This is a genomic window from Streptomyces bambusae (assembly GCF_020532645.1).
Classification (GTDB): Bacteria; Actinomycetota; Actinomycetes; order Streptomycetales; family Streptomycetaceae; genus Streptomyces; species Streptomyces bambusae.
This window is the reverse complement of record NZ_JAJAUZ010000009.1, coordinates 158747-179034: the sequence shown is the minus strand read 5'-3', so window position 1 is coordinate 179034 and position 20288 is coordinate 158747. Positions and strand designations below refer to the sequence as shown.

Annotated in this window: 18 protein-coding genes; 9 read left to right on the top strand and 9 right to left on the bottom strand. The window is 73.4% G+C overall.

Annotated elements, in window-relative coordinates:
- Positions 1-602 precede the first annotated feature (602 nt).
- Positions 603-878 carry a hypothetical protein gene (locus LG634_RS09520; protein ID WP_226733251.1) on the top strand — a complete coding sequence of 92 codons (276 nt, stop codon included), beginning with the start codon at positions 603-605 and terminating at the stop codon, positions 876-878.
- Here LG634_RS09520 and LG634_RS09515 read toward each other — a convergent pair.
- The 3 genes from LG634_RS09515 to LG634_RS09505 all read right to left on the bottom strand — a co-directional run bounded on the left by LG634_RS09515 (position 871) and on the right by LG634_RS09505 (position 9750).
- Entirely contained in the window at positions 871-1239 is a 369-nt protein-coding gene (locus LG634_RS09515; RefSeq protein WP_226733235.1) for a hypothetical protein, read from the bottom strand. The genes LG634_RS09520 and LG634_RS09515 overlap by 8 nt on opposite strands.
- Before the next feature lie 126 nt (positions 1240-1365).
- Positions 1366-7440, bottom strand: coding sequence for a DNRLRE domain-containing protein (locus LG634_RS09510; protein WP_226733250.1), 6075 nt, complete (start codon positions 7438-7440; stop codon positions 1366-1368).
- A gap of 318 nt (positions 7441-7758) precedes the next feature.
- Entirely contained in the window at positions 7759-9750 is a 1992-nt protein-coding gene (locus LG634_RS09505; RefSeq protein ID WP_226733234.1) for an ATP-binding protein, read from the bottom strand.
- Positions 9751-9992: 242 nt separating this feature from the next.
- Here LG634_RS09505 and LG634_RS09500 point away from each other — a divergent pair, with 242 nt between their 5' ends.
- Positions 9993-10445: a hypothetical protein gene (locus tag LG634_RS09500; RefSeq protein WP_226733233.1), complete on the top strand. Its 453-nt coding sequence runs from the start codon at positions 9993-9995 to the stop codon at positions 10443-10445.
- An 86-nt stretch (positions 10446-10531) separates the two neighbouring features.
- On the opposite strand, the gene LG634_RS09495 is transcribed toward LG634_RS09500, so the two are convergent.
- A complete protein-coding gene (locus tag LG634_RS09495; protein ID WP_226733232.1) occupies positions 10532-11980 on the bottom strand; it encodes a hypothetical protein in 1449 nt (482 codons plus the stop codon).
- Between the two features lie 542 nt (positions 11981-12522).
- On the opposite strand from LG634_RS09495, the gene LG634_RS09490 reads away from it, so the two are divergent.
- Both LG634_RS09490 and LG634_RS09485 read left to right on the top strand, forming a co-directional pair.
- Complete coding sequence (locus tag LG634_RS09490) at positions 12523-13065, top strand: hypothetical protein (RefSeq protein WP_226733231.1); 543 nt, start codon at positions 12523-12525, stop codon at positions 13063-13065.
- A 278-nt stretch (positions 13066-13343) separates the two neighbouring features.
- Positions 13344-13964 (top strand): GNAT family N-acetyltransferase, encoded by a 621-nt coding sequence (locus LG634_RS09485; protein WP_226733230.1) that lies wholly within the window; start codon positions 13344-13346, stop codon positions 13962-13964.
- 7 nt (positions 13965-13971) lie between these two features.
- On the opposite strand, the gene LG634_RS09480 is transcribed toward LG634_RS09485, so the two are convergent.
- On the bottom strand, positions 13972-14736 hold the full coding sequence (locus LG634_RS09480) for an NPP1 family protein (protein ID WP_372482397.1): 765 nt from the start codon (positions 14734-14736) through the stop codon (positions 13972-13974).
- A gap of 384 nt (positions 14737-15120) precedes the next feature.
- Positions 15121-16038, bottom strand: a complete 918-nt coding sequence (locus LG634_RS09475) for an NAD-dependent protein deacetylase (protein ID WP_226733228.1) — start codon at positions 16036-16038, stop codon at positions 15121-15123.
- Between the two features lie 47 nt (positions 16039-16085).
- Here LG634_RS09475 and LG634_RS09470 point away from each other — a divergent pair, with 47 nt between their 5' ends.
- Positions 16086-16454, top strand: coding sequence for a hypothetical protein (locus LG634_RS09470; RefSeq protein ID WP_226733227.1), 369 nt, complete (start codon positions 16086-16088; stop codon positions 16452-16454).
- Positions 16455-16460: 6 nt separating this feature from the next.
- Here LG634_RS09470 and LG634_RS09465 read toward each other — a convergent pair whose 3' ends face one another.
- From LG634_RS09465 to LG634_RS09455, 3 genes are all read right to left on the bottom strand, one after another.
- Complete coding sequence (locus LG634_RS09465; protein WP_264202899.1) at positions 16461-16976, bottom strand: hypothetical protein; 516 nt, start codon at positions 16974-16976, stop codon at positions 16461-16463.
- Between the two features lie 94 nt (positions 16977-17070).
- Positions 17071-17433, bottom strand: coding sequence for a hypothetical protein (locus LG634_RS09460; protein WP_226733225.1), 363 nt, complete (start codon positions 17431-17433; stop codon positions 17071-17073).
- A 14-nt stretch (positions 17434-17447) separates the two neighbouring features.
- On the bottom strand, positions 17448-18452 hold the full coding sequence (locus LG634_RS09455; RefSeq protein WP_226733224.1) for a helix-turn-helix transcriptional regulator: 1005 nt from the start codon (positions 18450-18452) through the stop codon (positions 17448-17450).
- A gap of 94 nt (positions 18453-18546) precedes the next feature.
- On the opposite strand from LG634_RS09455, the gene LG634_RS09450 reads away from it, so the two are divergent.
- From LG634_RS09450 to LG634_RS09435, 4 genes are all read left to right on the top strand, one after another.
- Entirely contained in the window at positions 18547-18999 is a 453-nt protein-coding gene (locus LG634_RS09450) for a DUF3224 domain-containing protein (protein ID WP_226733223.1), read from the top strand.
- Positions 19000-19092: 93 nt separating this feature from the next.
- Positions 19093-19416 (top strand): hypothetical protein, encoded by a 324-nt coding sequence (locus LG634_RS09445; RefSeq protein ID WP_226733222.1) that lies wholly within the window; start codon positions 19093-19095, stop codon positions 19414-19416.
- Between the two features lie 10 nt (positions 19417-19426).
- A complete protein-coding gene (locus LG634_RS09440) occupies positions 19427-19867 on the top strand; it encodes a GNAT family N-acetyltransferase (RefSeq protein WP_226733221.1) in 441 nt (146 codons plus the stop codon).
- Positions 19868-19880: 13 nt separating this feature from the next.
- A complete protein-coding gene (locus LG634_RS09435; protein WP_226733220.1) occupies positions 19881-20267 on the top strand; it encodes a hypothetical protein in 387 nt (128 codons plus the stop codon).
- Positions 20268-20288: the final 21 nt, after the last annotated feature.

Sequence of the window (20288 nt, the reverse complement as noted above, 5' to 3'; positions counted from 1 at the left end):
GCCGGGGGCCGCAGGGGCCCCGCGGACCGAAGGGCGAACCCGGTCCTCCGGGGCCGAAGGGGAAGCCGGGGCCTCCCGGACCTCCGGGACCGGCTGGGCCGACTGGTGCTACCGGTGCGACGGGCGCGACGGGTGCTACCGGCGCGACGGGTGCGACGGGTGCCACCGGCGCGACCGGTGCCACGGGCGCGACAGGCCCCACGGGCCCAACCGGACCCACGGGTGCTACCGGCGCGACGGGTGCCACGGGTGCTACCGGAGCTACGGGTGCTACCGGCGCGACCGGTGCCACGGGTGCGACAGGCCCCACGGGCCCAACCGGACCCACGGGTGCTACCGGCGCGACGGGTGCCACGGGTGCCACGGGCGCGACCGGTGCCACGGGCGCCACGGGTGCGACGGGTGCCACGGGTGCTACAGGTGCGACGGGCGCGACAGGCGCTACCGGTGCCACGGGCGCGACCGGCGCGACCGGTGCCACCGGTGCCACCGGCCCCTGTATCGACATCGACAGCTACTCCCCCTCCAACACCGAGTCGTTCAGTGCCGCCGTCCGGAACGGAATCGTTTCGGCAGGGCGTGCGGACAGCCCGGGTGAAGCGGTGGACTGGAAGGACCTCTCGACCATCACCGGTTACCCCAGCAGTGCTGCCGCGGGTACGCCCTGCAGCGTCTCGATCGAAGCCCAGGGCAATGACGCGTACGTCAAGACGATCACCACCACCGGCCAGGTCTACCAGTTGCAGGTGGATGTCACAGGGATGGACTTTGACCCCGACATCATGACGGGCTGGGTGCTCCAGACCCCGGGCCCCGCCCCGGGCCCCGCCCTGCGCCACGGCCGAGCCGTCCCCGAAGGGGCCCCGCCGTTCAGCTGACGGCGCCCCGTGCCGTCGCGACCAGCAGGGTCAGTACGACGGCCGTGGCGCGGCCGTGCCGCTTGCCGCGGAGGAGGGTGTCGGCGGCGGCGCCCGCGAGGAGGGGCATCAGGAGGTTCTGGGCGGTGCTCCAGTCCAGCTCCGCGTGCCGGTCGGTGAGGAGGATGCCGGCGGCGAGGCCGGCGGGCGCGGCGGCGACGACGGGGAGCGGGAAGGCGAGTTCCGAGCGGCGGATCCGGCGGGCGTCGCGGGAGCGGACCGCTCGGAAGTGGTGGAAGACGGCGACGGCCACGGTCAGCGTGCTGACGACCGTGGCGAGGAGCGCGGCGATCCCCCAGGGCGTGGGAGCGGGAGGAGCCATGGCGACTGGGTCCTTACGTGTGCAGGGGTGGGTTGCGGCCCGGGGGCTCCATGATGAGTGGAGCCCCCGGGCCCCGGCGGGCGGCGTCACCGCCCGCCGGTCAAGCGGTCACGACGTCGGCAGGCCCTAGAAGAGCGCGCCGCAGTCGTCCCTGATGGCCTTGATGCCCATGAACGTGGCGACCGCGCCGCCGATGGCACCGCCCACGCGCTGCCAGCTCCACTTGGAGCGGCCCCGCAGGGACCTCAGGATGTTGTACGTACGGCGGACGCCGGCCTTCCGGATCACCTTGTAGGCCCGGTAGAACTTCATCGCCCAGCCGACGAACGAGAACCCGGCGAAAAACTCGAACAGGGCCCACGCGCATTCCCACAGCGCCCAGGTGCTGCTCCACCAGCCCTTGCCGTTGAGGTCGTACATGGTGATCGGGTCCGGCGGGTAGCCGTACGCGTTGGCACCGCCGTTGGGCACCGGGTCGTTCTGCAGGAACCGGCCGGTGGCCGGGTCGTACAGGCGGGCGCCCATCAGCATCAGCCCGGACAGCGTGTCACCGGCGCGCTGCTGCGTGCCGAGCCAGTCGTAGCGGGCGTCGTCCGGCGTGCCGGCGCGGGTGGCGCCGTACTCGTCGGTGTCAAGGACGACCGGCGGCCGGCCCGCGGTCAGCGGGAGCTGGACCGAGACGTCGCCGTGGATGTCGCTGAGCTGGAGCACGACGTCGCCCGACTTGCCGGTGGTGGCGGCGATGCCCCCGCCTTCGGAGTCGACGTAGCGGGTCACGGCACCGGCCGTGTCCTCCGCGGTCCAGCTCGGCTTGTCGCAGGCGCAGTCGTAGTGGTTGGTCTTCGACTCCAGCGTGGTCCAGGTGGAGCCGCTGCCGCTCTCGACCGTCCACGAACGGATGCGCTTGGTGCCGTCGACCTGCCAGGTCTGGCGCTTGCCGCCGAAGGTCTCCTGGCGCACCAGGTCGTTGGCGTAGTAGCCGAGCGCGACCCCGCCGGGCTTGGCGGTGGTGCGGCCGAAGGCGTCGTACGCGTACCCCGCATCGACCTGGCGGTCGGCGCTGTCGTAGGTGTACGAGGTGGCGGTGCCGCCGGGCGCCGGGCAGTCGGCGCCGGATGCGCCGGTGGCCGAGGTGCGGCTCTTGCGGTTGGACCGCGCGTCGAACGTGTACGCGCGGGTGGTGCAGATGCCGTCGGCGGTGTCCTGCACGGAGGTCAGGCGGCCGATGGCGTCGTACTCGAACCGCTGCGCGGTGTTCTGCGCGTCGGCCGTGATCTGCCCGTGGACCGAGCGGGTCACCGTGTCGGACGTGACGAGGGTGCCGTCGCTGTCCCGGGTGTAGGTCCGGCCCAGGGTCTTGGCCTCGGCGTCCACCGTCTGGGTGAGGGTGTAGCCGCCGGGCAGGCGCTCCTTGGTGACCGTGCCGTCCGCGTCGTACTCGGTGCGGAAGGCGCCCGCGACGGAGTCCGTCGTGGTCGTGACCAGGCCGCGGGGCTCGGCCGCGTGGTCGTAGGAGTACGTCACCGAGGACGGGACGCTGTCGCTCTTCTTGACCGGGCGGTCGAGGAGGTCGTACTCGGTGGTGGTGGTGCCGCCGTCGGCGTCCGTGTAGGAGACGGCGCGGCCCAGCTTGTCGTAGGCCGTGGTGATCGTGCCGCCGGTGGGCGAGACGGTCTTGGTCTGGCGGCCGCTGGACGGGTCGTACTCGATGGTGCTCTCCGGCGCGGCCGTGCCGACCCCGCCGGTGACCTTGACACCGGCCGGGCGGCCGGCGGCGTCGACGCTGTACGTGGTGGTACGGGTCGAGCCGTTCGCCGTCTCGGTCAGCTTGGAGACGTTGCCCCACCAGTCGTACTCGGTGGTGGTCACCGGGAGCTGCGCCGGGTTGGCGCCGCCGCCGGTGATGGCCCCGCCGGGACCGGAGGAGCACAGCAGGCCGGCCCACTCGGGGCGGCCCTGGCAGGTGCCGGTGCCGGTCGCGGACCAGTACGTCGACACCTTGGTGGTGGCGTCGCCGGCCGCCGCGCCGGGTGCGATCCGCTTGGTCTCGCGGCCCTGGGCGTCGTACTCGAAGGTGGTGGTGAGCGCGAGGCCCGAGGGGTCCTCGATGCTCTTCACGGGCAGGCCGCGGGTCCAGTCGTAGACGGTCTGGACGGTGCGGGTCTCGCCCTGGACGCCCGGGTACTCGCGCACCTGGGCGCCGGTCTCGACGCGGGTGAGCTGGTCCTTCACCACGGCGCTGCCGTCGGTGGGACGGCCCCCGTCGTAGCTGTTGACCGTCCACGCGCGGGCGGTGACGGAGTTGCCGGCGGCGACGAGCACGGTGGTGCCGGACTTCAGGTCGGCGGTGAGCTCGATCCGGCGCAGCGGACCGAGCACGTCGGTCTCGCGGACGCCCTTGCCGTCGAAGACGCTCCGGGTGGAAAGCAGCTCGGCGCGCTCGGCGGTGGTGAGCTCGCTGATGCCCAGCTCGGCGCGGGCGGTGGCCGCGGCGGCGGAGGAGCCCACCGCCACATCGCGGTTGCGTGCGGTCAGCTTGCGGACCGCGTTCCCGAACGGGTCGTACTCGGTGGTCGTGATGCCGCCGCCGGGTGCGGCGGTGTTGACCTCGCGGCCGGAGCTGTCCAGGTAGTGGACCGTGGCGCGGCCGTAGTCGCCCGAACCCAGGGCGCTGCCCTCGTGGGAAGCGGGGACGGAGTCACCGGGGAAGACGGCGGCGGCGTCGGCCGGGGCGTCGGTCTGACCCCAGGCGAGCACGTTGCCCGGGCCCATCGCGTACGGGGCGCCGGTGCCGGTCAGCGGGACGTCGTACACCACGGAGGTGGTGGCCGTGCCCTCTTCGACGTCGGTGGTGCCCTGCTTGAGGCCGGAACGGGAGGCCTTCAGGAGCATGCCGTCACCGGCGGCACTGCCGGCGCCGGCCTTGCCGTAGGTGAAGGTCCACGGCAGTTCGGAGCCGGGCGTCAGAGTGGTGACCCGGCCCGCGGCGTCGTACGCGTACTGGGTCTGCGTGGCCTGTGCCAGGTTCGGGTTCCACTGCTGGCGCAGCTTGCCGGAGAGGTCGTAGCGGTACGTCGAGACGGTCTTGGCGGTGGCCGCGGCGGCACCCGGCGCGGTCGACCAGATCCGCAGCTCCTTCACCTGGCCGGTGAAGTCGCCGAACTCGGACGAGGTGCTGTTGCCGGTGGCCGTCGTGGAGGTCGCGTACACGAACTCCAGGACGCGGCAGCCCTTGGTGGCCGGCGCCGTCTTGCACTGGGCGACGGTCGCGCCCGAGGTGGGCGCGAAGACGCGCACCGGGCGGGCCAGCGTCTTGCCGCCGACGGAGACGGTCTCCGACTCGGTGGACGTGGTGGAGTCGGCCGTGCCCTCGTTCTTGGTGCTGCTGACCTGCCACGTGGTGCCGCCGGCGGGCTTGGTGAACTCCGTGGAGCTGCCCTCGGCGTCGGTCAGGGTGAACGCGGTGGTGACGGAGCCGGTGAGCGTGAGCTCCTCGGCACCGGGCTCCGCGAGCCAGGCGGTCTTCGCCGCGTTGGCGGTGAAGTGGACGGCCGTGCCGTCCGCGCCCACGACGGCCACGGCGGTGTCGGACACCTTGCGGACGTGGCTGTAGGACGAGCCGGACACCTCGGCGGTGACGCCGCTGGTCCACTCCTTGCCGAAGATCGCGGCCTGGCCCTCCAGGCTGCCGCCCTTGCCCGGGGTACGGGAAGAGGCGGTGCGCTCCACCGTCAGGCCGAGGGCGTTGTTGTCGGTGGCGGAGAGGGTGTAGTCGCCGGTGAGCAGGTTCACGGAGCCGGGACCGATGTCCCGGGCGGCCGCGCCGCCCGCGTTGCGGTCCACGACCACACCGAGCGGCTGGGTGGCACCCGTGCCGCCGGGGCCGGTGAAGTCGGCCTTGATCTGTACGGTGCCGTCGGGGTCGACGGTGTCGGTGGCGTTCCACACCAGGGCGGCGTTCTTGCCGCCGGCCAGCGGGGCGGGCCACGCGGTCAGCGGGGTGCCGCCGGAGGTGACGTCGCCGGCCGGGATGGTCACCCAGGCGTCGGCGGCGGAGCGGCGCCAGGAGAAGGACACCTTGTCGTACTTGCTGCCGTCGGCCTCGGCGACCAGCGGCAGGCGGCGCGCGGTGCGCTGGCCCTCGCTGGGCTGGACGAAGCCGCCCGGGCCGGCGTGGAAGGTGTACTCGGCCGCCTCGGACTTGTTGTCGGCCTTGTCGACGGTGCGGACCTGGAGGGTGTGGGTGCCGTCCTTGGGCGGGGTGACGGAGATCGTCTTCGCGCCCGCTGCCCCGCCGGTGGTGACCTTGGTCCAGGTGGTGCCGTCGAGGGACCACTCCAGCCAGTTGTGGTCGGCGGTGGGCGGGGTGACGGTGAAGTTGCCAGCTTGGCCGGCGCCCTTGACCCAGGCGTTGGACGGGTAGTCCGTGGAGGTCAGGCCGGTGGGGGCGGAGGGGGCGCCGGTGTCGACGGTGAACGTCTTCCAGGCCGACCAGCCCAGGTTGTAGTGCGTGCCGTCATAGGGCGACGTACGGAACTTGTACGTCTTGCCGTTCGTCAGCACGCCCGCCGGGACGGTGACGGAAGCGACCTGGCCGGAGGGCACGAACGACGACCGCAGCACCTCGCCGACCTGGGTGTCGGTGACCGAGTCGAAGATCTGGTACGCGCCCTGCACCTTGTCGCCGTTGGCGTCGACGAACGTGTCGCGGAGGGTCGGCGTGGTGCTGTTGACGACGTACGCGCCGCCGTAGGAGAAGAAGGGGGCGCCCGCCTCCTGCTTCGTTCCCGTGCGGGGACGGTAGTTGTAGGTGACGGTCAGCTTGGGCGGGTTGGAGGCGGCGTTGGAGGAGTTGACCCGCTTCCACTGCTTGGTGTTGGCCTCGTCGGTGGCCCGCAGGCCCATGCCGGAGTAGGCCCACTTGTTGTTGGACCAGTGCTGGACCAGGTTCGTGACGTTGGCGTTGATCCAGCCGTCGGCGTTGCAGCCCGTGTTGCCCTTGGTCTCCGTGGAGGTGGCCATCTTGGTGACCATGGCGGGCTGGTTCGTCCAGCGGGAGGCGGTGGAGGCGTTGTTCGCCGTCCAGACCTCCCACGGCTGGGCGGCGCACTCGGGTGCGTTGCCGGCGTGGAAGTTCCACAGCGAGAGCGTCGCGCTGGAGATCAGTGCGTCGGCGACCGGCGCGGTGTTCCAGGTGATGAAGGAGCGCGCGGTACGGAACGTGCCGTCGGCGTTCTTCGTACCCGGGTTGCCGAGGTCCAGCTCGGTGTCGTTCGACCAGTCGACGGTCTCGCCGACCTGCACGTAGGTGTCGAACAGGTTGCCCAGCGAGGAGGTCGAGGGGTCGACCGTGACCGGGTACTTCGTGGCCGGGTCCGCGAGGAACTTCGCGTCCGGGGTGAGGACCAGGTCCACGCCGCCCTTGGTCTTGACGACCTTCATGGCGACCTTGGCCCGGTTGGTGTGCTCGCCGGAGGCCTTGTCGACGGTCGCGTCCCACATGACGGGGGCGGGCATGACCGCGGACTTCTTGGACTTCTTGTCCGTGAACAGGACACTTCCGTCGGCCTGCGGGGTGACCTTCAGACCCTTGGTCCGCAGCGGCAGGGTGTACGAGAAGCCCGCGGCGGGCTTGGCCTTGACCTCGACGAACTGCTCGAAGCCGGTACGGGTGGCCTCCACGACCACGTCCGCACCCGGAACGGCGTTCTCGTAGGTGGCGCGGGTGCCGTCCAGCTTCGGGGCCGGCAGGCCGCCGCGCCACTGGAGGGTGATGGCGTTCTCGCCGGTGCCCAGCGTCACCAGGTCGGTCGCCGGAGCGGCCTGGGCCGCCTTGAGCGAGGCGGCCTTCGTGCCGGACTTGCCCGCCAGCCGCAGCCCGCTCGGGTGCGCCTTCGAGCGGACGGAGCCGTCGGCCGCCGCGGCCAGGCGGACGTCGACGTCCCGCCACTCGCCGACGACGTCACGGAACCGGATGGGCCCCGCGGACACCTCGGTGGTCAGCGACCCGTCCTTGTTGACCCAGGTCGTCGAGGTCTCGGTCCGCTCGGACAGCGCCTCGACCCGCTTGCCGGACAGCCGCGCGGCCACCCGGGCCGACGCGAGGTCGGCAGCCTGCGTCACCGCGGAACCCTCGGCCGCGGCCTTCTCCGCATCCTTCACCGCAGCGCGCTGGGAGGTTGCCGAAGCCATCCCCTCCATCGCGGTGAAGGACAGCGCCAACACGAGTCCGCTTGATATCCAACGCAAATTCTTGCGTCGAGCGAACCCCCCCACATGCAATCTCACGTGCGTTACTCCTGAACCGAACCTGATGTTGGGAGGACCGTATAGGGGCTTTTGATCTCCAGAAACACTCCCTGATCAGGCAAAGCGGACAAGCGTCACGTGTTGCGAGAGTGATATGTGTCACGCTGGAATGATTCGTTCCGGTAGTTGCTTATTGACTGTGCGTCAGCAAATAACGAAATGGCTTACCCCGGAGGGAGCTGCGGCGACGCAGCCCACGAGCCGCCTCCGTCAGCTGTCCAGCTCGCGCCGCCACAGCTCCTCCGTCAGCCGCGCCACCCCCGCCGCGAGGTGGCGGCGGTACGTCGACATCGGCAGCCCGAGCAGGTCCGCGGCCCGCTGCTGGGTGCCCGCCGGACTGAAGTACGTGTGGTGCAGCGCCCGGTGGGCGCGCCGGTCCTGCGGGGCTTCGGCGAGGGCGGCGGCCGTCTCCTTCAGCAAGGCGGCCAGGGCGGCGGCCCGTTCGGCCGGTTCGGCGCCTTCCGCGGTCCGGGCCGCGACCGAGCGGGAGCGCAGCAGGACGCAGCCGCGCAGCCCGCCGGCCCGGCCCAGGCCGCGCAGGGCCTCCCGTACCCCGGCGGCGAAGGCTTCGGCGTCGAGGACCCGCAGCCCGCCGACCGGTTCGACGGGCGGAGCCACCGCCAGCGGATCGGCCGCCGACTCCCGCTCGCACAGCAGACCCAGCCAGGCCAGCGGCGGCGTACGGCGCCAGTCGTGCACGAACGTCCCGTACGTACGGCCGTCCACGGTGAAGTCGGCCGCCGGCAGCCGCTCGAAGTCCGTGTACGCGCAGCCGCCCGCCCAGAACCCCGGGTCGGCGAACGGCAGCAGTGTCAGCGCCGGCCGCTGGTCCGCCGCCAGGTAGTGGTGGGTCAGGCGCAGCGTGATCAGGGTCTGGACGGCGGACACGTCCTGGTAGGTGTCGCGGGCCAGCCAGGCGCGCACCAACAGGGCACGTTCCCCCGCGCGCAGCCCGCCGTGCCGGGCCAGCCAGCCGGCGGCGGCCGCGGCCGCCGGGTCCGCGGTGACGGCCGGGTCGTCGAGGTCTTCGGGGCGGAGGGCGAGCAGCACGTAGAAGCCGGCCGGTTCCGGGTCCGGCTCGGCGCGTACGACGGCCCAGGTCGCGGCCGGGTGCTCCCACCAGGCGGCGAGCAGACGCGCGGAGCCGGGGCCCTCGTGGCGTTCGGCCAGCGCGAGGAGGTCCGGCAGGTCGGGTGCCGCGGCCGGGACGATGGTGAGCGCGTCGAGGCCGGCGGGCGCGCTGCCGGCCGCGGTGACGGGCGCCAGCAGCGGGCCCACCAGCGGGCTGTCCCGGTGCAGGTAGGCGAAGTCGGCTAGGACGGTGCGCTGCCGGGCCCGGTCCTCGCCGTCGGTGAACAGCTGCTGGTAGTACGCGCTGGCCCGGCGCCGCAGCTCGGTGCGGCGGGCCGGGTGGCGCCAGCCGAGTTCGGCGTCGAGGACGGACCGGGCCAGGTCGTGCGGGCGGATCCCGCGGCTGCCGTACTCGGTGACCGACAGCGTGCACAGCCACTCGAACAGGCCGCTCGCGTCCGGCACTCCGACCAGCGCCGCGAGCAGCGGCTCGGTCGTGACGAGGACCTGCGCGTACGCCTCCAGGGCCGCCCGGTGCTGCGGGCTCGGCACGACGTCGAGCAGCGCCGCGAGCAGGGTGTTCACGACGCGCGGCGGCGACGCCGGGCCGGTGCCGCCGCGCGCGCCGTGCACGCGTACGTCGGCCATGAGGGCGAGCGCCAGCGGATGCCCGTGCGTGAACGCCAGGACCTGCGGGTGCTCCGCCTCGGGTACGCCGCGTCGTACGAGGAGTTCGGCGCTCTCCACGGCGCCCAGCGGTGCGAGCGGCATCGGGTGCAGCAGGCCGAGCCAGGCCGGGTCGGTGCGCCAGGCCAGCGGCGGCGGTTCGCGGTCGGCGAGGGCCAGCACGGCGTCGTCGGGGACGTGGGCGAGCAGCCGTTCGGCGGCCGGGACGGCGCCGGGCACGTCGACCACGACGAGGCTGCCGGGGGCGATGCGGGGGAGCGGCGGGTCGGCGGCCGGCTCGTGGGCGAGCACGGTCACCGGCCGGCCGGCGCTCCGGGCCAGCCACGCGAACTGGTGCAGCAGCGTCGACTTACCGATGCCCGCCGAGCCGTGCACGTGCACGACCGCGCCGCACCCCTCGGCCAGGATCCGGCGGAACTCCGCCACCTCTGCCTGCCGTCCCACGAAACCCCTGGCCCGTGCCGCGGCAAAACGGTCGGCCATCCGCTGCGGTGCCTGCTGTCCCCCCACGGGACGGTGATACCACCGGGTGGACGGGGAGCGGGCGCAACGAGCGCGATCCGAGCGGAAGTCGGTCACTTTCCGGCGTGTCGGACGGAAGGCGACCGCTCCTACGGTGGGCAGTGCCCGGGGGGAACGAGGCCCGGGGCGAACCGGTCATCACACACCATCAGGAGGGGATCGCCATGTCCACGCCCGCCACCACCACGCCCGCCGCCATCACGCCCGCCGCCACCACGTCCCGCCCCCGCATCCGCGCCCGGCTCACCGCCGCCGCCTCGGTCGCCGCGGCCTGCGCCGCAGTGCTGCTGTCGGCGGCCGGGCCGGCCTCCGCCAGCCAGTTCTTCGGCGGCACCCTGCACCCGGGCGAGCAGCGCTGCGTCCAGCAGTACGCCTCGTACCAGGTCCGTGCCGACGGCCGGGCCACCGGGCAGGGGGCGAAGTTCAAGCTCCAGTACAACGGGGTGACGGTCCCCGGCACCGGCTCCCCGGGCCTGGTCACCTACTGGGCCGCCGACCTGCGCACGGTGTGGGGCACGTTCCCCGGCGCCGGCTACTACACGGCCTGCGTCACCAACAACGGCACGGCCGACACCAACGTCCGGCTCGAACTGAAGACGGACGGCGAGGTCTTCTGACCTCCGCCCGCCCGGGAAACGCACGGGTCCCCGCGCCGTCCTGGCGCGGGGACCCGCACGTGTCCCGCGGACGTCCCGCGGGCGTCTCACGGACGCCGCAGCACGGTGGCGGCGCGCAGTTCGCGGGTCACCGCCTCGATGTCACCGGCCAGTCCGGACCCGAAGACGAGCACGGTGCCGATGCTGTCCGCGTCGGCCCACGTGCAGCTCGCGGCCACGGGCACGGGCACCCCGGGCATCCCGTACGTGCCGCACTCCACCCGGCCGCTGCCGCCGGCTCCGGCCGCGGGCCGCCACGTGCGTTGGCCGACCATCCCGCTCGGCTCCATCCCGCGCCGGAACCGGTCGGCCACGGAGGGGAACGCGCGGCCCGACACCTCGCGCATGTCGCCGAAGGCCCCCGCGACCGTCACGAATCCCTGCACGCCCTCGGGACCGCTCAGCGACTCCTCGGCCCAGGTCCGGCCGAACGGCACGGCATCCTCGCCCGCGATACCCGACACGGTCGACGCCACGTCGCCCCCGAAGAACGCGTCCGGACCCGCCGGCAGCCCCCGGAAGGTCGTAGGCGCCACCACCGTCGCACCGGAAGGCCGTCCCGAGGGCGGCTCCTCGCTCCACAGCACCCCCGCTCCGGTGACGGAACACAGCAGCAGCAAGGCGGCGGACCAGAGGGCGGCCCAGTCGCGGGAGGCGGGCTGCGCGTGCGGGGGGAGTGCGGGCCGCTCAGGCAGCTCCGGCCCCGCGACCGCCTCGCCGGCGCGGCGCCGGGCCCGTACGAGCAGGAAGTCGAGCAGCACGCGCGGCACGGCCGACACCAGCACGGCGAGCGGCACCGGCCAGAACCGTTCGAGGACCGCCGCACCCCAGATCACCGCCGACAGCAGTACGGCATGCCCGAGCGCGGCCGGGAACAGGTGCCGCGACCACAGGACCAGCAGCCGCCGGCCCGGCCGCTCCAGCGCCGTCAGGCTCTCGGCGAGCACGCGCCGCCGCAGGTCGCCGGGCCACCGGCCGGCCTCGGCCCGGGCACGTTCGGCGGCCTGCGGGAGCGGCGCGGCGAGCAGGGCGGTGCGGAGGTCGAGGCGCTGCATCCGAGCCGGCCCGGGCTCCTGTTCGTCGCCCGACCCCGGCAGCCACGGCCTCGCCGCGACCCGCTCCAGCCGCTGCGCGTACGGCGATCCGGGTGCCAGCTCGGCCACCTTCGCGGCGAGTACGGGCCCACGGCCGTGCCTCGCAGGCCGGTCGGCGAAGTTCGCCTTCAGGCACAACTCGGCGTACACGGTGAGCAGGTCGAGCCGGTCCGGGAACGCTTCGAGCCCCTCCCGGTACACCTGCTCGGCGAGGTCGTCGTGATCGTCGTCGTTCTCGGCCACGTGCGTCCAGGCCAGCAGGAGGAACAGCTCGGCATCCGCCCCGTACACGTCCAGCGCCTGCCGGGCCGCACTCCGCGCCTCGCCGAGCCGCCCCGCGGAGGCCAGCCGCCGTGCCTCGTCCACGGCCGCCCGCAGTGCCGCTGCACCGTCGTCGACCACGGGGACCCAGCCCCCACCGGCCCAGGCACCCCCACCCGGACCTGCACACACCCCGCCGAAACCCACGAATCCCCCATCCGGATGCGGCACAGCCGCGCAACCGCGACACTCTCACCCACCACCCGGACGCTGTCAATCCACTTCCGCTCGGCCCCGCCGGCACGGCGGGCGCCCGCTCGGCCCACCGCGCGGCTGCGGTGCACCTCACCCGTCTCCGCGTCCACGTGGAAGTCGTCTCGGAGGCGTCCCCCGGCCGGGATCCGGACGACCCACTCCGCCCGCCAGGAACCGTCCCGCTGAACGGCCGTCAGCGCGATCCCGTGTCCCGTCACCCCGTCGGGCACGGAGACCTCCTCCGGCACCCGCCCCGAAGCGGGACCCCGCGCGGGAGGGAAGCGTTGGGCATATCGGGCTAGCCGGTGGTGCGGCTGCCGGGTGTGCGGGCGCCGGTGGCCCATAGTCGTCCCTGGCAGCCGCCTGGTTGCCGCCCGAGTGCCGCGCGTCCCGCGGCCGGGCGGACGTCTGCGTAGAGGAGCCGGCTCATGCTGAAGCCCACCAGGACCATCCTCACCCTCGTCACCGGAAGCCTGGTGCTCGGCCTGGCCGGCACGGGGGCCGCGGTGGCGGACCGGGGCCCGATGTCCCACCAGCCGTCGCACCAGGTCACGGTGCGCGACGACGGCGACGAGATGGACGGGAACGGTTCCGACGAATACGGGAAGGACCGGCACGCCCGCGGCGTGGTCGTCTCCAAGGGCGCGCTGACCGTGCGCAGCAAGCCGAACACCCACTCCCGCTCGCTCGGCAAGGTCCACCCGCACGACAAGCTCGACATCAAGTGCAAGGAGCGCGGCGAGAACGTCCGCGGGAACAACCTCTGGTACCTGCTGGAGCACGAGAACGGCGACAACGGCAACGGGAACGGCCGCGGCGACGACGACATGGAAGAGAACAACGTCATGCCGGACGACGAGAACGTCTCGAACGGCGACAGCGGCTACGACCACGACCATGGCCGCACCGACCGCTGGGTCGCGGCCCGCTACGTCAAGAACCTCACCCCCGTGAAGTGGTGCCGCTCCTGACGTGCCGCTCCTGACCTGCACCCGGGCGGCCCCTCAGGGGGCCGCCCAGCGGTCCGTCACAGCACGTTCATCAGGATGATCGCCGCGAGGTCCAGCAGGATCACGGTCACGACGAAACCGAGCGCGAACCAGGCTCTGCGTGATTCGTCCATGGGTACGCGTCACCTCCGGGCGGCGGCGGACGGCTGTGCGGATGCGGCCCTTCCGCCATCATGACCCCGTTCGGGGCGGAGCACAGTTCGAGGCGGACCGGGGGCCGGGTCTCCTAGCATGGGCCGATGCCGTCCCTGCCTTCCGCGCCGTCCGCGCAGCCCGAGCCGTCCCTGCCGTCCGCGCAGCCCACGGCCTCCGCGCCGGCCGCGCCGTCACGCGTCGAACTGCGCCCGCTCACCCTCGCCGACCAGGACGAGTTCTGCTCGCTCGTACGGGCCAGCGCCGCCCTCCACACGCCGTGGATGCAGCTGCCCGCGACCGGGGAGGCGTTCCGGGAGTGGATGCACCGCTTCGACGACGGCACCAACCTCGGCTTCCTGATCCGCGTACGCGAGACCGGGGCCGCCGCCGGCATGGTCAACATCAACTCGGTCATCCGGGGCCGCTACCAGGGCGCGTCCCTCGGCTACGCGGCCTTCGCCCCCTCCGCGGGGCGCGGCTACATGGCCGAAGGACTGGCCCTCGTCCTGCGGTACGCCTTCGAGGACCTGCGGCTCCACCGGCTGGAGGCCAACATCCAGCCGGGGAACGAACCCTCCCTCGCCCTGGTCCGGCGCCTGGGCTTCCGCCACGAAGGGCTGTCGCCCGCCTACCTCTACATCGACGGCGCCTGGCGCGACCACGAACGCTGGGCCCTCACCGCGCCGTCCCCGTGGACGCCCGACCCGTCGCTGCCCGAGGTGTAGGGCGGGGTCACGCGTACGGATCGAACGGGATGCCCGCCGGCTTCGCCTTCGCCAGGTGCGAAGCGAACGCGCTGTCCTTCAGCCCGAAGTGCGCACTGCCGAAATCGGCCTGGCTGAGCTTGTCGCGCACGCCCGGCGGGTAGCCGTCCCAGCCCACGAGGGTGGGGAACTGCCAGGTGCCGCGGTGGTTCTCCGGCGGCTCGTCGTTGGTGTTCGCCGCGCGGAAGCAGTGCGTGCTGACGCCGTCCTTGTGGTAGACGACCTTCGGATGGGTGCCGTCCCAGCGGATCCGGTCCCGCGCGTGGACCTCGAAATCGCCGTGGGCGGAGGTGGCCACGTACTTGGCCTCGTTGTTCTGGATCCACACCACGACGTGCTCCCAGTCGTGGCGGTGCCCGCCCAGACTGATGCCGGGGATCGCCTGGTCCTTCTCGAAGTAGAGGCCGTACAGGACCGCGCACCAGCCGTTGTTGCACTTCGCGCGGGAGTAGCCGTTGGTGTTGCCGAGGTCGTAGGCGTCCCGGCAGCTGCCGTTGAGGGCGCCGGTCGGGCTGAGGCCGCCGTTCAGCACGCCGTTCGAGCCGATGGCGGGCGTGGGGTAGCACCCGTCCGTGTCGTAGTCGTAGGCCGGCTGGAACGTCGCCTCCAACGCCGAGGCGTTCCCCGGCAGCGCCGGCGGCGGTGCCGCGAACGCCACGCCCGGCACGGCGACGACCAGCGCGAACGCGGCCGCGACGACGGCCGCCGATCTCCGTATGTGCTGACTCCGCAGCAACGCAGGCCTCCTGAGGCTCCGTCACACACCCTGCCGCACCCCGGCCCGGCCGGCCGGAGCGCCCGGAGCATCATTGGCGAGCGGCGACGACACAGCAAGACCCTGCGCAACTCCCGTCCGGTGTGGGCGGGTTGTCGGGTTGAGGGGTGGCGGCGGTGTGTCGGGGAAGTGGCGGGCGCGCGTCGTGACGGCAGCCGGGCCGCACCGCGCCGGCATGCCGCACCGCGCCGGCATGCCGCACCGCCCCGGCGGGGAGTGGACGTACGGCTCGCCCCGGGGCGGCGGCACGGGCGGAACGGGGCGGAGGACCGCCGGATCACGGACGTGCGCGACCCCTGGCAGGTGTCACCTGCGGTTCGTGGGGGTGCCGGGCGGCCGGGATCAGGCCGTCGTGCGGTCGTTCTCCGTCGGCTCGCCGTCGAGCGGGACGCCCAGCCGGCCGGCCACGGTCGTCAGGGCCGCGCCCAGCGGGAGGGCGACGCGGGTGGTGGCGTGGCGGTCGCCCCGGGTGGCGTCGCGGTTGACGATCACGACCGGCTTGCCGGCCTCGGCGGCCTGGCGGACGAAGCGGAGCCCGGACATCACCGTCAGTGAGGAGCCCAGTACCAGCAGCGAGGCCGCCGAGCCCACCAGATCGCGGCAGTGCGCGACCCGCTGCGGCGGAACGTTCTCCCCGAAGAACACCACGTCCGGCTTCAGTACCCCGCCGCACGCCGCACACGGCACCACGCGGAAGTCCCCGACCTGCTCGTCGGTGAGGTCGGCGTCACCGTCCGGATTCAGCGCGGCCGCCACCGGCGCGAAGCCCGCATTGGCCTCCTCCAGCCGCCCGGCCAGCTCCCGCCGTGACGTCGACGCCCCGCAGGACAGGCAGACCACGCGCGCCAGGCTCCCGTGGAGTTCCACCGCCTCCGCCGTCCCGGCGGCCTGGTGCAGCCCGTCGACGTTCTGCGTGATCACCCCGGCGAGCAGCCCGTGGTGCCCGAACGCGGCCACCGCCCGGTGCCCCGCATTGGGCCGCGCCCGCCCGAACGTCCGCCACCCCAGATGGCTGCGCGCCCAGTACCGCCGCCGGGCCTGCGTGCTCCCGGTGAACTCCTGGTACGTCATCGGCGTGTGCCGCCGCAGGCTCCCGCCCTCGCCCCGGTAGTCCGGGATGCCCGACTCCGTCGACAGGCCCGCCCCGCTCAGCACCAGCACACCCCCCGCCCCCAGCACCTCGGCCACCGGCCCCGGATCCGTCGTACCGGGCGGCAACTCCTCCGACGGAGTCCAGCTCAGAGTGGGACGCATACGCATGCGGCCAGCGTACGACGCCACTGGCGGAACGAGGCGAGACTGTTGGCATGGACCCGACACGCAAGCCGGTGGACCCGGCACGCAACCCGCTCGACGACCTCCTGCACTGGCGGGCCGAGCCCACCGCCGTCGCCCGGGTCGTCCGGCAGAGCGGGGCACGAGGACCGGTGACGTTCACCCGCGGCCATGCCGCCGCCGCTGCGGCGAGGGTTGCCGACGGCTCGGCGCGCCCCGACGAGCTGGCCGGCTGGGCGCACGCCGTCCACCTCGAGGACGAGGTGGTCGTCGAGGACGGCCACCGGGACCTGCTGACCCGGTTCCTCTACGAGGTCTCGACCCCGGAGCTGTTCGGTCCGCCGACCGCACCGGTCTGCCGGGAGTGGGTGCGCGTGCTCCGGGACGGGGCGGCGCCGTAGCCGCGGCTACTTCCGTCGCCGGCGGCGGCCCGGCTCCGCCGGCGGCGTGCGGCACCAGCGGGGCGTGTCGTACGTAGGGTCGTCGGGGGACGGGAAGTGGAACGGTACGCCGAGGTGGGCGGCCAGGGCGCGGCCTGCCCCGGCGGCGGCGGGCCCCGGGGGAGAGCCGGCCCGGCGGTGGTACACGGTCGCCAAGTGCCCTTCGCCGTCCGGGTCTTCGAGGACCGCGACCAGCAGCGCGAACCAGCCGTGGACGGTGTCCCCGTCCCACAGCCCCTCGACAGCGGCCACCCGGCCGGGGAACGCGGCCGCACGGGCCGCCAGCGACGCGACGTCGAGCGGATCGGGCGGCGTCCGCCGCACCCGGTCGCCCAGGGCCTCGTAACGCGCCTGCACCACCAGCTCCGCCTCGTGCAGCCGCACCTCCAGCGGCCGCAGCGCCTCCCACACCACCCGCACGGCCGAAATCCGCCGGTCCCGCACCACCTCGGCATCCACCTCCCGCCGAGTCCCCTCCTCCAAATACCCCCACCACCGACTCACACGCCCCCCACCCCTCCATCAGCCACACCCTGAACGCACGCCCCCGAAGGTACGCAACCCGCCCGCCCGCAGGTCAGCCGCTGACCCCGAAGACGCGCTCGACCCACCGCTCCATCCGCCCCGCGAAGTCGGAAGCGGAAGAGATGTCCGAGGCCGGCAGGCAACCGGCGTCGTACGGGCCGGCCATGAAATCGACATCGGCCCAGCCGCCACGGAACAGCACGACCGACAGCTCGGCCCCCGCGGGATCGACGACGACCACCCCGAGCGAGTCGGGATCCCACACCGCGGCCCGGTCCGTCCCCAACGGCTGCGGCCACTCCGCCTCCGCATCCCGCCAGGTCAACGGCCCCACATCAAGGCCGATGGCCTGCCACCGCGCCGCCGCCCCCACCAGGAGACCGGCCACCTCGTCAAGATCAACGACTCTGTCCACCGGGGGATCATCCCTCACGGGCGGATGCCGCTGCTGTCCCCGCCCCGTCCCACTCCGTACATCTCGGCCAGTCCCGCGGCCGCCTCCGCGAGTGCCGTGCGGAGGTGTTCCGGGTGGAGGACTTCCGCGGTGGGGCCGAGGCGGAGGAGGTCGCTCACGGCCACCGGGTCGTGCTCGACGTCCAGGTCGACCTCCACCCAGCCGTCCGCGTCCGGTGCGCCCGCGCCCGCCAGCGCGCGGGTGCCCGCCGAGCCGAACTGCATCGGGAGGAGGCGGACGGCCCGCGGAGACAGGCGCAGGCGGGCCGTCTGATGGCGGGCCGCCGCCTCCATCCGGCGCGTGGACCGCTCCCAGTGCTCCGCCAGGTCGAAGGACTCGGGGCGGTCGAACACCTCGTCCAGGACGTCCACCGTCAGGAAGCGGGACACCCGGTACGTACGCGGATCCGGAGCCCCGTCGGCCGCCGCGACCAGGTACCAGGCGCCGCCCTTGAGGACCAGCCCCAGCGGATGCAGCTCGCGCCGGACCTCGCCGCGCCACCGCCGGTAGTCCGCCCGTACCGCCCGCTGGTCCCACACCGCCTGTGCGATCGCCGCCAGGTGCGGCACCGGGTCGGCCTCCCGGAACCAGGCCGGTGCATCCAGGTGGAACCGGTCCTGCACCCGCCGCACCCGCCCCGCCAGCGCCACCGGAAGCGCCGCCTCCAGCTTCAGCCGGGCCGTCGCCAGATCCGCCCCGAGGCCCAGGTCGGCCGCCGGGCCGGGCGCGCCGGCGAACAGCAGCGAGTCCGCTTCCGTGCCGGTGAGGCCGGTCAGCCGGGTCCGGTAGCCGTCGAGCAACCGGTAGCCGCCCGCCGGACCACGGTCCGCGCACACCGGGATGCCCGCCGCGCCCAGCGCCTCGACGTCGCGGTGCACTGTGCGAACGGACACCTCCAGTTCGGCGGCGAGTTCGCGGGCGGTGAGGCGGCCGCGGTTCTGGAGGAGCAGGAGGAGGGTGAGGAGGCGGTCGGCGCGCATTCCCTATATATGACACAAGGTGTCAGGTACCGGTCCGAGGATGGGAGACCTCAAGGCCGAGGCCAGGGCCCGGCCCCTATCCCGGAGGGCTCTCATGACCAGCGCGCAGACCACCGCCCGCACCACCGCCCGCACCACCACCACGACCACGACCGGCCGGTTCCGTTTCGCGGACTGGAAGGAGCAGCCGCTCAGCCCCGCCGGCACGCTGCCCCGGCTCGCGGGGGCCTCGGTCCGCAACACCTTCTCCGGCGGCATCGAGGCCGCCGACACCCACTGCGCGTACACGGTCGCGTACCTCGGTGAAACCGACGGCACGTTCGCCGGCATGGAACTCCTCACCGGCACCCTCGACGGCCGCACCGGCACCTTCGTCCTGGCCGAAAACGGCACCTTCGACGCACAGGGCACCCACTGCACCCTGGAGGTCGTCCCCGGCTCCGGCACCGGCGAACTGACCGGTCTGCGCGGCACCGGCCGCTTCTTCTCCCCGCACAGCCCGGAGTCCGTCGAGTACACGTTCACGTACGAGCTGCCGGAGGCGTGACGGGCGTCATCGTCCCGTCCGGCCGCACTGGCTAAAATCCACCCCTGCGTACGCCGTGCGGCGCCGCACGGAAAAGAGAAGGGGGAGCCGCGGATGGAATTCACCGGAGTCCTGGGCCCGCTCCTGCTCCTCCTGTGCGGAGCCGCCGGTGCCGCCTCCGCGCGCGCCTTCGCCGGTGCCTCGCGCCGCCGCACCGGATCCCGTGTCCGTGCGGTGCTGCTGCTCGTGCTGTTCGCGGGCTGGACGACGGCCGTGCTCGGCGGCGTGCTGCTGGCGGCCGGCTGGTGGCCGCTGCTGGTCCTGACTGCGATCCCGTGGTGCGTGGCCGTGCTGGCCGCCGGCGTCCCGGTCGCGTGGCGGGGTCGTCCGACGGGCCGGCACGTACAACCCGGTTGGGGCCACGCACCCGACGTGTGACACTCTCCGCATGGATCATGATCACACCGGTGGGACCCTCAGCGTCGGGCAGCGCGACGCGGACCTCAACGAGCGCCTGTCGCAGGGCCTGGACGAGATCAACTTCCCGGCCACCGGCACCACGGCGGCCGACCAGGGCTCGCTCTCGGTGAAAGCCGTCGACGCGGCCGGCGAACTCATCGGCGGCCTGTCCGCCTGGACCTGGGGCGGCCTGCTCGGCATCGACATGCTGTGGGTCCGCGAGCAGAGCCGCAAGGACGGCTGGGGCACGAAGCTCCTGCTGGCCGCCGAGGAGGAGGCCCGCCGCCGCGGCTGCGACCGCGCCACCGTCTCCTCCTTCACCTTCCAGGCCCCCGCCTTCTACCAGCGCCACGGCTACACGGAAACGGGCCGCACCCTGGGCATCCCCGGCAACGCGGAGGACGTCCACATGTTCAAGCGACTGACGTAAGGCCTGACGCGGCATGCGGTACTTCGGCTTCTACGACGCCACGGGCTACCGGATCGGATCGCGGACCCGGGCGGCAGACCTCCCGCGGGGGCCGGTCGCGGGCGACCGTTCAGCCCCGGCCCGGTACATGGCCGACTGCGAGATCCTCACCGTGGCGATGGGCGTGGAACCCGACCCGTTCGACGAGTCGCACCTGGTCATGGGCGCGTTCAGTGTGTACACCGACGGCACGTGGTGCTGGCCGGGCATGGCCGCGCGGCTGGTCGTCGCGCACGGGCTCGCCGTACCCGCCGATTTCGCCGAGCACGCGGCCCGGGCCGGTCATGCCGCCCCGCGCATCCGCCACGACGAACTCGTGAGGCTGTTCCTGGAGATCAAGGACGAGCTGCTGCCCGGCTGACCCCCGGCGGCGTCACCGGCC

What these genes read in the sequence shown, in the direction of transcription:
- LG634_RS09515 (WP_226733235.1), bottom strand. Translation starts at nt 1,239, where the DNA reads ATGGCTCCTCCCGCTCCCACGCCCTGGGGGATCGCCGCGCTCCTCGCC.
- LG634_RS09510 (WP_226733250.1), bottom strand. Translation starts at nt 7,440, where the DNA reads ATGGAGGGGATGGCTTCGGCAACCTCCCAGCGCGCTGCGGTGAAGGAT.
- LG634_RS09500 (WP_226733233.1), top strand. Translation starts at nt 9,993, where the DNA reads ATGTCCACGCCCGCCACCACCACGCCCGCCGCCATCACGCCCGCCGCC.
- LG634_RS09490 (WP_226733231.1), top strand. Translation starts at nt 12,523, where the DNA reads ATGCTGAAGCCCACCAGGACCATCCTCACCCTCGTCACCGGAAGCCTG.
- LG634_RS09485 (WP_226733230.1), top strand. Translation starts at nt 13,344, where the DNA reads ATGCCGTCCCTGCCTTCCGCGCCGTCCGCGCAGCCCGAGCCGTCCCTG.
- LG634_RS09475 (WP_226733228.1), bottom strand. Translation starts at nt 16,038, where the DNA reads ATGCGTATGCGTCCCACTCTGAGCTGGACTCCGTCGGAGGAGTTGCCG.
- LG634_RS09470 (WP_226733227.1), top strand. Translation starts at nt 16,086, where the DNA reads ATGGACCCGACACGCAAGCCGGTGGACCCGGCACGCAACCCGCTCGAC.
- LG634_RS09455 (WP_226733224.1), bottom strand. Translation starts at nt 18,452, where the DNA reads ATGCGCGCCGACCGCCTCCTCACCCTCCTCCTGCTCCTCCAGAACCGC.
- LG634_RS09450 (WP_226733223.1), top strand. Translation starts at nt 18,547, where the DNA reads ATGACCAGCGCGCAGACCACCGCCCGCACCACCGCCCGCACCACCACC.
- LG634_RS09445 (WP_226733222.1), top strand. Translation starts at nt 19,093, where the DNA reads ATGGAATTCACCGGAGTCCTGGGCCCGCTCCTGCTCCTCCTGTGCGGA.
- LG634_RS09440 (WP_226733221.1), top strand. Translation starts at nt 19,427, where the DNA reads ATGGATCATGATCACACCGGTGGGACCCTCAGCGTCGGGCAGCGCGAC.
- LG634_RS09435 (WP_226733220.1), top strand. Translation starts at nt 19,881, where the DNA reads ATGCGGTACTTCGGCTTCTACGACGCCACGGGCTACCGGATCGGATCG.